At 67.0% G+C, this 11698-nt stretch carries 8 protein-coding genes; 2 read left to right on the top strand and 6 right to left on the bottom strand.

The window, feature by feature from the left end; genetic code table 11:
- Nucleotides 1-636 (top strand): DUF2497 domain-containing protein, encoded by a 636-nt coding sequence (locus ACO073_RS16610; RefSeq protein ID WP_421998792.1) that lies wholly within the window; start codon nucleotides 1-3, stop codon nucleotides 634-636.
- Between the two features lie 67 nt (nucleotides 637-703).
- On the top strand, nucleotides 704-3382 hold the full coding sequence (locus ACO073_RS16605) for a valine--tRNA ligase (protein WP_421998791.1): 2679 nt from the start codon (nucleotides 704-706) through the stop codon (nucleotides 3380-3382).
- 79 nt (nucleotides 3383-3461) lie between these two features.
- Here the strand turns inward: ACO073_RS16605 and ACO073_RS16600 are convergent, their stop codons facing one another.
- The 6 genes from ACO073_RS16600 to ACO073_RS16575 form a co-directional block, all read right to left on the bottom strand.
- Nucleotides 3462-4295 (bottom strand): phytanoyl-CoA dioxygenase family protein, encoded by an 834-nt coding sequence (locus ACO073_RS16600; RefSeq protein ID WP_421998790.1) that lies wholly within the window; start codon nucleotides 4293-4295, stop codon nucleotides 3462-3464.
- A gap of 176 nt (nucleotides 4296-4471) precedes the next feature.
- Entirely contained in the window at nucleotides 4472-6016 is a 1545-nt protein-coding gene (locus ACO073_RS16595) for an acetyl-CoA acetyltransferase (protein ID WP_421998789.1), read from the bottom strand.
- A gap of 15 nt (nucleotides 6017-6031) precedes the next feature.
- Nucleotides 6032-7150, bottom strand: a complete 1119-nt coding sequence (locus tag ACO073_RS16590; protein ID WP_421998788.1) for a DUF2235 domain-containing protein — start codon at nucleotides 7148-7150, stop codon at nucleotides 6032-6034.
- Nucleotides 7150-8349, bottom strand: coding sequence for a hypothetical protein (locus tag ACO073_RS16585; RefSeq protein ID WP_421998787.1), 1200 nt, complete (start codon nucleotides 8347-8349; stop codon nucleotides 7150-7152). The genes ACO073_RS16590 and ACO073_RS16585 overlap by 1 nt, the downstream gene beginning before the upstream one ends.
- Nucleotides 8350-8365: 16 nt before the next feature.
- Nucleotides 8366-10423: a S8 family serine peptidase gene (locus ACO073_RS16580; protein WP_421998786.1), complete on the bottom strand. Its 2058-nt coding sequence runs from the start codon at nucleotides 10421-10423 to the stop codon at nucleotides 8366-8368.
- A 105-nt stretch (nucleotides 10424-10528) separates the two neighbouring features.
- A complete protein-coding gene (locus ACO073_RS16575) occupies nucleotides 10529-11695 on the bottom strand; it encodes a CaiB/BaiF CoA transferase family protein (RefSeq protein WP_421998785.1) in 1167 nt (388 codons plus the stop codon).
- Between the last annotated feature and the right edge of the window lie 3 nt (nucleotides 11696-11698).

Here is an 11698-nt window from a genome sequence, read left to right as displayed (position 1 = left end):
ATGGCCGATTCGAAGAGCAGCGATCCGTCGATGGACGATATCCTGGCGTCGATCCGCAAGATCATCTCCGACGACGAGGCGCGGGTTCAGTCCGGCGGCCGTCCGTCTGCCGGTCTGTCGGACGCCAGCGTCCCGGGGGGCTCGCCGACAGGCAGCCAGAGCGGGCGCCCGATCGCCACTCCGCCGGTCGAGCCGTCGCTGAGCGGCAAGCCCAGGGACGACGTGCTTCTCTTGACCGACATCATCGAGGAACCGCGGGTCGAGGCCCCGCCGCCACCGCCAATTCCGCTGCGCCGGATCGATCCCGCGGAGGCGGCCGAGATGGCCCAGCCGCCGGTCGATGAACCGGCGCCCGCCACGTCCGGGCGCATGGCCGGCGGTCCGTCGCTGCTCGACGGGATCGCAGCGGCCAGCACGGCGTCGGCTTTCGCCAAGCTCAGCCTCGCCGTGGAGGAGACCATGCCGACCCCAGACGCTTCGGAGCCCGGTCCGGCGATCGGCGGCAGCGGAAAGACCGTCGAGGATCTGGTGAAGGAGATGCTCCGGCCGATGCTGAAGGAATGGCTCGACCGCAACTTGCCGCAGATCGTCGAGCGGCATGTCGAACGCGAGATCGCGCGGCTGACCCGCCGCTAGCCCCCAGCGCCCCGGAAGATCGACGCCACGGCGCACCCGTGGCGTTTTTTCGTTATAAGGCTCCCAAATGCTCGACAAGACCTACGATCCCAAGGAAATCGAAGCCCGCCTCTACCCGGAATGGGAAAAGGAAGGGGCATTCCGCGCCCATCCCGAGTCGTCCAAGCCGCCGTACTGCATCGTCATCCCGCCGCCCAACGTCACGGGCAGCCTGCACATGGGCCATGCACTCGACAACACGCTGCAGGACGTGCTGATCCGCTGGCGGCGGATGAAGGGCGACGACGTGCTTTGGCAGCCGGGAACGGACCATGCCGGCATCGCCACCCAGATGGTCGTGGTGCGCAACCTCGAGCAGGAGGGGATCGGGCTCGCCGTCGAAGGCGCCGATCGCGGCGACGGCAACAAGACGCTGCTGGACCGCGAGGCGTTCCTCGCCAAGGTCTGGGAATGGAAGGCCTATTCCGGCGGCACCATCACCAGCCAGCTCCGGCGTCTCGGCGCCTCGTGCGACTGGAGCCGCGAACGCTTCACGATGGACGAGGGCCTGTCGGCCGCCGTCCTCAAGGTGTTCGTCGACCTCTACAAGGCCGGCCTGATCTACAAGGACAACCGGCTGGTCAACTGGGATCCCAAGATGCTGACCGCGATCTCCGACCTCGAGGTCGAATCGCGCGAGGTGAAGGGACATCTCTGGTACTTCAAGTATCCGATCGAGGGCAGCGACGAGCACATCGTGGTCGCCACGACCCGGCCGGAGACCATGCTGGGCGACACCGGCGTCGCGGTCCATCCCGACGACCCCAAGTGGAAGCACCTGATCGGCAGGCACGCCATCCTGCCGCTGGTCGGCCGTCGGATCCCGATCGTGGCCGACGAGTATTCCGATCCCGAGAAGGGCTCCGGCGCCGTGAAGATCACGCCGGCGCACGACTTCAACGATTTCGAGGTCGGCCGGCGCCACAAGCTCGAGGCGATCAGCATCTTCGACAAGTTCGCGCGCCTGAACGACAAGGCGCCCGAGGCCTATCGCGGCCTCGATCGCTTCGAGGCGCGCAAGCGCATCGTCGCGGAGATGGAGGCGGCGGGGCTGCTCGAGAAGATCGAGCCGCACACCCACGCGGTGCCCTACGGCGACCGCGGCGGCGTGCCGGTCGAGCCGTTCCTGACCGAGCAGTGGTATGCCGACGCGAAGAAGCTCGCCGAGAAGCCGATCGCGGCGGCGCGCGACGGGCGCGTGGCCTTCGTACCCGAACGCGGCCGCGAGGAATTCTTCCGCTGGATGGAGAACATCGAGCCCTGGTGCATCTCGCGCCAGCTCTGGTGGGGCCACCAGATCCCGGCCTGGTACGGACCCGACAGGAAGGTCTTCGTGGCGATGTCGGAGGCCGAGGCCCGGGCCGAGGCTGCGGCGCACTACGGCCGGGACGTGGCGCTGGAGCGCGATCCCGACGTGCTCGACACCTGGTTCAGCTCGGCGCTGTGGCCCTTCTCGACCCTGGGCTGGCCCGACCGCACGGCCGAGCTCGCGAAGTACTACCCGACCAACGTGCTGGTGACGGGCTGGGACATCCTGTTCTTCTGGGTGGCCCGCATGATGATGATGGGCATGCAGTTCATGGAGGAGGTGCCCTTCCGGACGGTCTACCTGCACGGGCTGGTGACGGACGAGAAGGGACAGAAGATGTCCAAGTCCAAGGGCAACGCCATGGACCCGCTCGAGCTGATCGACAAGTACGGCGCCGACGCGCTGCGCTTCACCATGGCGTCGCTGGCGGCCAACAATGCCGGCCGGCTGCGGCTCGCGCCGGCGCGGGTCGAGGGATCGCGCAACTTCGCCACCAAGTTCTGGAACGCGACGCGCTTCGCCGAGATGAACGGCGCCGCGCTGCCGTCGGGATTCGATCCGGCGACGGCGACGCTCACGGTCAACAAGTGGGTGCTGGGCGAGCTAGCTCGCGCCAATGCCGCCGTCGACGCGGCCCTGGCCGGCTTCCGGCTGAACGAGGCCGCCAGCCTCCTCTACGAGTTCATCTGGGGCATCGTCTGCGACTGGTACGTCGAGCTCTCCAAGCCGATCCTGCAGGGCGACGACGGGCCGGCCAAGGACGAGACGCGGGCCGTTACGGCCTTCGTGATCGCCGAAACCGCCAAGCTCCTGCATCCGGTGATGCCCTTCATCACCGAGGAGCTGTGGGACAAGCTCGGCCATCGCGCCGCCCACGGCGCCCTGATCGGCCAGTCCTGGCCGGTCGCGCCGGCGAGCGACGCGGCGGCCGACGGCGAGATCGGCTGGCTGATCAAGCTCATCTCCGACATCCGCTCGGCCCGCGCCGAGCTGAACGTGCCGGCCGGTGCCAAGCTCAGGCTCCTGGTGGTCGGCGGCAACGAGACGACGCGCCAGCGCATCGACACGCATCGCGCCGCCATCGAGCGCCTGGCGCGCATCGAGGGCGTCGCACCGGCGGCCTCGGCGCCCAAGGCATCGCTGCAGATCGTGCTGGGCGAGGCGACCTACGCCCTCCCGGTGGGCGACGTCATCGACCTCAAGGCCGAGAGCGCGCGCCTGCAGAAGGAAATCAAGAAGCTGGGCGACGAGGTGGGCAAGATCGACGCCAAGCTCGGCAACGCGACCTTCGTGGCGCGCGCTCCCGAGGAGGTCGTCGAGGAGCAGCGCGAGCGGCGCCAGCAGGCCGAGGCGACCCGCGCGCGCCTCACCATGGCGCTGGAGCGGCTGGCGGATTAGCTGGGGGCGCGCCACTTCCGTGGCGCGCTTCCCTAAGGTTCGACGATGACGCGCGATCGGAGTCGCGCGCCCGCGGCGACTAAGACGCCTTCCTGAGGTCCGGCACGTAGGGCCGGCTGGCGAAGTGCTCCTGGTCGTCGCCGCGGGCGAAGCGGAGCCCGGCACGGCGCAGCGCGTCGTCGTCGACCGGCTCGAGCGGCACGAAATAGCGGTCGTCCGTCCGGGTGAAGGTGTCGTTGTCGACGCGGTTGTAGCAGATCAGCAGCGTCCAGCGCCGCTTGTCCGAGCGGTTGGCGTCGGAGCGGTGGATGGCGTTGCAGTGGAAGATCAGCGCGTCGCCGGGATCGAGCTCGCAATGCTCGATCGGGCACTTGTCGAGGATGTGCGGCATGCGCTGGGGATCGACCTCGTTCTGGGTCGGCGACAGCGGCGTGTGGTCGATGCGGCCGAGCCGGTGAGAGCCGGCCGCGATCTGCAGGCAGCCGTTTTCCTTCGTGGTCCTGTCCAACGCGATCATCACCGACAGGAGGTCGGGACGCAGGCAGCCATTGTAGTACCAGTAGCCGTAGTCCTGGTGCCATTCCCAGGCGCCGCCGACCTCCGGCTCCTTGGCGGTGAGCTTGGACTGGTAGTGGTAGACCGGTCCGCCCAGCAGCGCCGCCGACGTGTCGATCATCCGCCGGCAGCGCGCCGCCAGCCCGTAGACGCTGTCGCCGGCGCGGTTCCACAGCGCGATGCGCGTCGAGCGGCCTTCGCCGTCGCGCCGGTCGAGGATGCTGCCGCGAACCGCCGGATCCTCCTCCATGGCGCGGGTCAGCAGCTCGATCTCGTCCGGCGCGAACAGGCCGCGCGCATAGGTGAAGCCCTTGTCGTTGAACTCGGCCGTCTGCGCGGCATTCAGAGCGTTGGGCATGGTTTCCTCGGTTTCAAATTTTTGGTTTCGCTGAGAAGTTGAAGCACCACTGTCACCCCGAGCGAAGCGCTTGCCCTGAGCGAAGCCGAAGGGAGGGGCCTTTGGGCCGAAGTACAGGTCCCTCGCTGCGCTCGGGATGACTGAGAAGCCGTATCAGATGACAGTTTTTCTCGGCACTAGACTGGCCGGAAGACGTTTCGACCGCCGGCCTCCCGGACCATCACCCTACGTCCGAGCTGCTCGTTCGTCAGCATGTCGGCCATCAGGGCGGGATCGTCGTCGCCCATGGCGACGAAGCGGTCGCCCGATCCGTCGAGGCGTCCGATGATGTAGGCCTTCTCGGGCGCTTCCCGGCCGTAGGTCACGCAGTAGGTCTCGATCGTGCCCGTTCCGGCGGGGCGTGTATCGACGTGCCGCTTCGGCCCGGCGTCAAGCTCGGCCTGCAGCGTCTTCGGATCCTGCCGCCGCCACGGGCCCCGGGTGGGCTGGGTCGAGTAGAGGCCGGCGGAATGCTTGGTCAGGTAGTTGCCGTTGGCCGTCACCATGCCGAACGAGCCCGGCGCGCGGCGCACCACGTTCATCATCTCGGCAATGGAATGGGTCACGTAGTTGTTGCCCGGGCCACCGAAGAAGGGGAGGCCGCCGGTGACGCTGATCGGCCGCGGATCGTCCTCGGCGATGCCGATCTCCTGCATCGCCACCTCCACCGCCGAGGGGAAGCAGCTGTAGAGATCGAAGGCCGCCACGTCGGCCGCCGTCTTGCCGGCCATGTCGAGGGCCGCGCGGGCGCAGCCGCGGATGGCCGGCGAGGCGTCGAGGCGCTCGCGCTCGGAGACGATCCAGGTGTCGACCCCGTCGGCGCAGCCATGGAGGAAGACCCAGCGGTCCTGCGGGATGCCCCATTCCCGCGCCTTCTCGACCGATGTCATGAGGACCGCGGCGGCCTGGTCGATCATCGCGTTGGCGTTCATCAGCCGGGGATAGGGAAAGCAGATCCACCGGTTGTCGTCGGAGATCGTGGCCAGCCGTTCGGCGCTGTAGCCCTCGCGCCGCGTCGCCAGGGGATTGGCCTTGGCCACGGCCGCGAGGCGGGCGAACAGCCGGCCCATCGCCGCCATGTGGCTCGAAACGTCGCGTCCCCGCCCGCCGCGGATCGCGTTCTCGAGCAGCGGGTAGAAGTGGATGGCCGCCTTGAGGTCGTGCCGGGCCTCCTCGTCGGAGAAGCCGAAGCGCTTGTCGCCGACGCGCACCGGCTCGCCGCCCGGGTCCTCGTTGTGGTCGATCGCGAGCCCGGCCTTGCGCGCGTTCTGGGTCGAGCGCAGCAGCTCGGCGCCGCAGATCAGCGCCAGCCCGGTCTCGCCGCGCGCGATCTCCTCGGCGAAGCGGTTCACCATGTACTGGGGCGTGTTGCCGCCCTGGTGCGTGTAGATCTGCTGGCGCGGCGCGGCATTCAGCCGGTTGGCGACGCTGCGCGGCGGGTTGGTGGAGCGGCCGAACGGCGAGGCGAAGCGCGGGCTGACGTCGGGAAAGAATTCCAGGACGGCGATGGCATCGATCGTGCGGCCGAGCGCGTCGGCGCCGATCGCGGCCCCGCTATCCGCCAGGGCGAGCCGCGCCGCCTCGGCGCAGAAGGCGACGTTGGATCGTGCGCTCGAGGGCTCGCTCGTCGTGTCGGTGATCTGGCCACAGCCGACCAGGATGGGGGTGCGGGGATCGATCATGCGCAAGTCTTGGCATCATCTCCCGGCGCCGTCACCCGCGTCCTGCATCCGGCGCTTCAGGCCTTCGGTGTATTCCGCGCTGCGCTCGTAGGCCGATGGATGGATCGTGGCACCGGGTGGAATCGTGCGGTAGCGAAAGAGGTTCATGCGGCGCTCCTCCTTCTTCAGCTTGTTGTTGTAGTGGCGCTTGGGAAGGAACTCGACGGGCCACCATGGCGGGGTCAGCGAATCGTGCATCCTGGCCTTGGCATCGGGCGCGACGTAGCCGCCGCCGGCCTGTCCGAGCACCAGTGCCTCGCGTCCCGCATCGACCCTCAGGTCGGCGGCCCTGGCCTCGTCGAGCATCCATTTCAGGGCGCCTTTGGACAGGCCGCTCTCGGCCTCGGGATAGCCGCCGCCCACATCGCAATGGACGCCGGGAAACCAGACCTGCTTCAGGTCGCTGGGGCCGCCGTCGGGCGATGGCCGCCACAGGTTGGTCCGGAAGAAGGCGCGGCGCTCGTCGAGGGCGACGGCGTGCCGGCCGATGGCGATATCGGGATTGTCGGCCGTGTAGGGGAGACGCAGCGGGTTCTCGATCCAGCCGACCGAGCTCACCGTGTCCCAGACCCCGACGAAGTGCGGCCGGCACCGCGGGCCGCCGAAATGATCCTTGAACTCGCGGGCGAGGTCGAAGTAGGCGTCGATCTCGCCCTTCGCGCGCTTGCGCTCGCGCAGGCTGGTGATCGCCATCATCATGCGGATCGCGTACGGCACGAGCGGCTCGTTGCCGGCCCGGATCAGGCCATACATGTGGAGCAGGGAAGAGACGCACCGCACCGTGTAGGCGCCGCGGCTGAAACCGAACAGGAAGACCCGGTCGCCCTCCCGGAAATGGTTCATCAGGAAGACATAGGCGTCGCGGATGTCGGTCTCCAGCCCGTAGCCGATCGCCAGGCCGAGCAGCTTGGTGACCTTGCGTCCGGTGGTGGTCACGGCACCAACGGCTTCCATGGTGCCGACTCCCGGATGGTAGAAGGTCGCCTGCTCGTCAGGATCGTGCACCAGGGCATGGAAGAGCTTCACGACGTTGGTGCGGTCGCGCGCGAACTCGTTGGCCGTTCCGTCGCAACACAGGACGATGTTCCTTGCCATCACGGCAACGTCACGACGACCGACTTGTCGGCGGCCTTCCGAAAATTGTCGTGCCATGGTCCCGGATAGGCCGCGTGCAGTTCGGCTATCAGTTCCTTCAAGTTGCGGACCTTCTCGCCGCCTTTCTCCAGTTCGTAGGCTTTCGACCAAGCCACGTCGTCGTTGGTGAAATGCACGGTCATGGGTCGTGCGCCGTGGAACTTCACGACAGCCTCAACGGTCGGCGCATCGGGATTGTCGTGCTTGCCGTCCGCCGAGAACACGTAGTGGTCGGCCACGAAGAACTCGACGAACGGCTTGGTGCAGTTCCGGATGCTGCCGTGATGCGGCATCTTCACGAGATCGAGCTTGGCCGGTTGGTTGCCGAGGCCGAGTTCCTTCCACGCCTCGACGATATCGTCGCCATGGGCGTCGCCGGTGAGCAGCAACCTGCGCCCGTCCGTCTCGACCAGCACGACGATGGATGACAGGTTGGGAACCGACTTGTCTTCCTTCGACTTGGGCACGAACAGCTCCTGGAGGGCGGCCTGCCGCGCCTCCTTGGTCGTCTTCTTCAGGGCTTTCGCCCATTCCTCGCGCAGCTTGTCGAGGCGCCTCTGCACGGGCCCCAGCACGGTGACATCGGCGCCTTCGATCTTGTACTTCTTCTGTCCCGGTTTCGCCGAGACGAAGCCATTGACGGGCTTGTTGCCCTCCAAATGAAGGGCGCGCAGGTCGGATGCCAGTGCGTTTCCCTGAGCGACGCTCTGCATGACCATAGTGGCGTGCTCGTCGTCGACGCCGGGCAGGTTCTTCGGGGCGACGAGCGACTGCAGCGACGCGGGGCTCGCGTCGACGGCCGCGCCCGCAGGCGGCGGACCGACCAGCTTATCGAACGAATTGAACCAGAAGCGGGCAAACTCAACGTCAGCCGGGTTGACCGCCGTCGCGCCGCGCAGCTTGTCCGTCAGCTTCTGGATACCGTTTATGTGGTCGTCGTCGATGTGGCTCACCATGCCGAGGGCCACCGGTAGGCGCGGGTTGGGATTGATCTCCTTCAACCGCGGCAGCAGCACGTCGCTCCAGACGTTGATGCCCTTGCCCGCATCTCGGCGCGGCCCGCCGTCGACGATCCAAAGCCGTTCCTTGCCGTCCGGTCCGGGATAACGCAGCAGCAGGCAGTCACCGGCGAGTGCGTTCAGGGCTTCCAGGACGACCATGTTGTTCCCCTTTCGCCTACACGGATTGAAGGGCGCGCAAGACGTCGACCAGCCCGGCACCCTGGAAGTGCGCCTCGCGCTTCAGGTCGGTCGCGGTCGACATCAGGATGTCCTTGATGCGGGTGGGCCGGCCGATCAGCTCTGGATAACGGGCCATGAGCATCGCTGCGGCGCCAGCGACGTGCGGCGCCGCCATCGACGTGCCATCCATGCGTTGGAGATCCGGGCCCGGAATAGTCGAGGTGATCTTCTCGCCAGGCGCGAGGATATCGGGCTTGCGCCGGCCATCGCCGGTCGGGCCGCGTGCGGAGAAGTAGCTCACGCCGTAGACATGGGGATCGCGCTGGTGGGTCGAACCGACGGTGATGACATAGTCGGCATTCCCGGGATCGGTGACGCTGATCTGACGATAGCCGGTGCCCATGCTCTGCTTCTCGACCGAGGCGCCGTTCTCGAAGCCGGTATTGCCCGCCGCGGCGACCACAACGGTGCCATTGCCCACGAGATGATTGCAGGCCTCGCAGATCGGCGTCTGGCCACAGGCGAAGCTGTCGACGTCGTGTGCGAGCGCCAGGGAGAGATTGACGCCGTGGACGACGGGGACGGCGCGGTCACGATTGAGCCAACCGACGAACTCGAGCGCGCACAGGATGGCGAACTCGTCGCCATGACCGTCGGCATCGAAAACTCGCAGATCGTACAGCGTCAGGTGGGGACACATGCCGAACAGGTCCTGCTCGACGCCCTTGTCCTTCTGCTTGGGCCAGCTCGCAGCCAGGATGCCCGCGACATGCGTACCATGGTCGGTCTCGGGCGGCAGGTAGTGGCGGTCGTCGGCGTGCGACACCCGAATCAGAGGGCGGACGATCTCCCAGTCGAGGTCGCGGGCGAACTTGTTGCGGACCGCCAGATGCCGGAATGCGCGCGGATAGCGGCGGCTCAGCGCGGCGATCGAATAGCCTTCCTTGCCCTCGGGCACCGGAAGCAGATGCGCCTTGGCTTCGTTCGGGTCCTCTTCCTCCTTGGGTTCGACCTCGCTGATCGCATAGTCGATGATTTCACGCAGCCGCGTGAAATCGTAAGTCTCCGTAACCCGAGAGTACTTGAGGCAGTTTGCCGGCGACGGGGTGGGGCCAAGCTCGGTAACTTCCTTCTTTGAGCGGTCGAGGAACGCTGGATGGGTGGCGTCGATGCCGCCGTCGATGACGGCGAACGCAATGCCACTCGTGTTGATCTCGAAGACCCGATGGGCCGCGTCCGCTTTGACGGTGGCGCGCGATTCGAACAATGTCTGCTGCGCCGGACGGTTCAGGCTGATCAGCGAAATTCCCTTCGCGATCTCCTCCCTCTCGGTTGGCGTTGGCACCGCATGCCACAACAGACGCCGGGCGTGCTGGTAGATTTGACGCAGGATGGGGATGGGCTGCTGGGCTGGTCCACCGTTTACGGCGCCCAATCGATCGGCCAGTGCGCCGAGCTCCCGGATGGTCTCCTTCGAACTCGCCCGCATGAGGTAGTCGATGAAACCCACAAGCGCGACGTAGCGCCCAAGCTCCGCATACCTTCCGCGTGGTTTCTCGGCGTGCTCGGTCAGGTCATCGAAGGTCTTGTTGAACTGGCTGTCATCCTTGATCAGCTCCGTCCACCAACCGGACAATGGTACGATGTAGCAAACGAGAGTGTTGAAGTTGGCGAGGGCGACGATGCGCCTATCGCTGAGCGCGATGCGGGCCGGCCGTCGCTGAACGAACTGGTAGTCCTTGATGGGGACGCCTTTGGTCGATCCGAGATCGTCTTGGAGTTTCTTGACGATGCGGCCTGGCCGTTCGCCCGAGGACATCGTGAGAAGGAGGTCGACCGTGTCGTCCGGCAGAGGTTCCTGGCTGGCCGGATCGTCGGCATGCGCGATGTTGAAGTTGGCGATTGCCTCGGCGACCCTGATATAGCGGAGCCAGACGTCGGGCATGATCGGACTGTCCTGTGTGCGTCGCGCTCGTCCATAGGTCTGGAACACGAAGCGCCTCAGGGTGCCTTCATCGAGGTTGCCATCGTCGTCGATGCCACGCGTCGGCATTTTACCTCCCCCCGGAGTTCGACGCACTCTTGAGTGAGCCTAGCCTACGTTGCGCGCCTTGCCTGGACCAAGATGTGGCAATTCCCACACTCGGTGGAGAGACCTTCAGTCGGTCAACGACGAGATCTCCGCGTCGCTGAGCCCGGCCTCCGCCAGCACGCTCCTGGTATGCTCGCCGAGGTCGGCGACCTTCGGCCCGCTCTGCAGCGCGGAGCCGGAGAAGCGGAAGGGCGGGGCGGGGGACTGGAAGGCGCCGGCCTTGTCCTCGATGGTGCAGAGCGATCCGCGATGCGCGACCTGCGGGTCTTGCAGGGCCTCGGTCACGGTGAGGTAGGGAGAGCAGGGCACGCCGTGCTTCTCGAGCGCCGCCACGCATTCCTTGACCGTGAGCGTGCGCGACCACGCCTCGAACTCGTCGACGAACTGGTCCCAGTTCATGCGCCGGTCGGCATACTTCTCGAAGCGAGGGTCGGTCAGCCAGTCGCGTCGCCCGGCGGCCGTCGCCATGTCCTGGAAGGTCTTCTCGCTGGCGGTCGCCAGCATGACGTAGCCGTCCTTGGCCTCGACCGGTCCGTACATCGGCCGCGACGGCATCTGGAAGTCGAACTGGGCGCGATTGACCTCGCCCAGCAGCATGCCGACCAGCGATTCGAACATCGACACGTCGACCATCTGGCCGCGGCCGGTGACGTGGCGCTGGTGGAGCGCCGCCAGGATCGCGCCCATCGCATAGGCGCCGCTGGCATAGTCGGCGACGAAGATGCCGCAATTGTCGGGCCGCTGGCGGCCCTGCTGGTAGCCGAGATGCGCCATGTCGTAACCGGTCGAGGCATGGATCACCGGCGCATAGGCCGGACGGCTGGCGCCGGGGCCGGTCTGGCCGTAGCCCGAGATCGCGCCATAGACCAGGCGCGGGTTGATCTTCGCCAGTTCCTCATAGTCGAGCCCCAGGCGCTTCATCACGCCGGGCCGGTAGTTCTCGACCAGGATGTCGACCGACTTCACCAGCGCCTTCACGGCGGCGATCGCCTCGGGCTTCTTGAGGTCGAGCACGATCGAGCGCTTGCCGGCGTTGAGCTGGCCGAACATGGTCCCGGCGCCCTGGCGCTGCACCGGCCGGCTGCGCATCAGGTCGCCGTCCGGCGATTCGATCTTGATGACGTCGGCCCCCATGTCGGCCAGCAGGCGCGCGCAATGCGGGCCGGCGATGGTGGTCGAGAAGTCGAGGACGCGGATTCCCTCGAGGGGGCGGGGGGCTGCTGCTTCGGTCATTCT

The organism is Reyranella sp., from assembly GCF_965229815.1.
GTDB lineage: Bacteria > Pseudomonadota > Alphaproteobacteria > Reyranellales > Reyranellaceae > Reyranella.
The sequence above is the reverse complement of the archived record's forward strand: the minus strand, read 5'-3'. Positions and strand labels throughout refer to the sequence as shown.

Coding starts and splice junctions, on each gene's coding strand:
- ACO073_RS16610 (WP_421998792.1), top strand. CDS start 1: ATGGCCGATTCGAAGAGCAGCGATCCGTCGATGGACGATATCCTGGCG.
- ACO073_RS16605 (WP_421998791.1), top strand. CDS start 704: ATGCTCGACAAGACCTACGATCCCAAGGAAATCGAAGCCCGCCTCTAC.
- ACO073_RS16600 (WP_421998790.1), bottom strand. CDS start 4,295: ATGCCCAACGCTCTGAATGCCGCGCAGACGGCCGAGTTCAACGACAAG.
- ACO073_RS16595 (WP_421998789.1), bottom strand. CDS start 6,016: ATGATCGATCCCCGCACCCCCATCCTGGTCGGCTGTGGCCAGATCACC.
- ACO073_RS16590 (WP_421998788.1), bottom strand. CDS start 7,150: ATGGCAAGGAACATCGTCCTGTGTTGCGACGGAACGGCCAACGAGTTC.
- ACO073_RS16585 (WP_421998787.1), bottom strand. CDS start 8,349: ATGGTCGTCCTGGAAGCCCTGAACGCACTCGCCGGTGACTGCCTGCTG.
- ACO073_RS16580 (WP_421998786.1), bottom strand. CDS start 10,423: ATGCCGACGCGTGGCATCGACGACGATGGCAACCTCGATGAAGGCACC.
- ACO073_RS16575 (WP_421998785.1), bottom strand. CDS start 11,695: ATGACCGAAGCAGCAGCCCCCCGCCCCCTCGAGGGAATCCGCGTCCTC.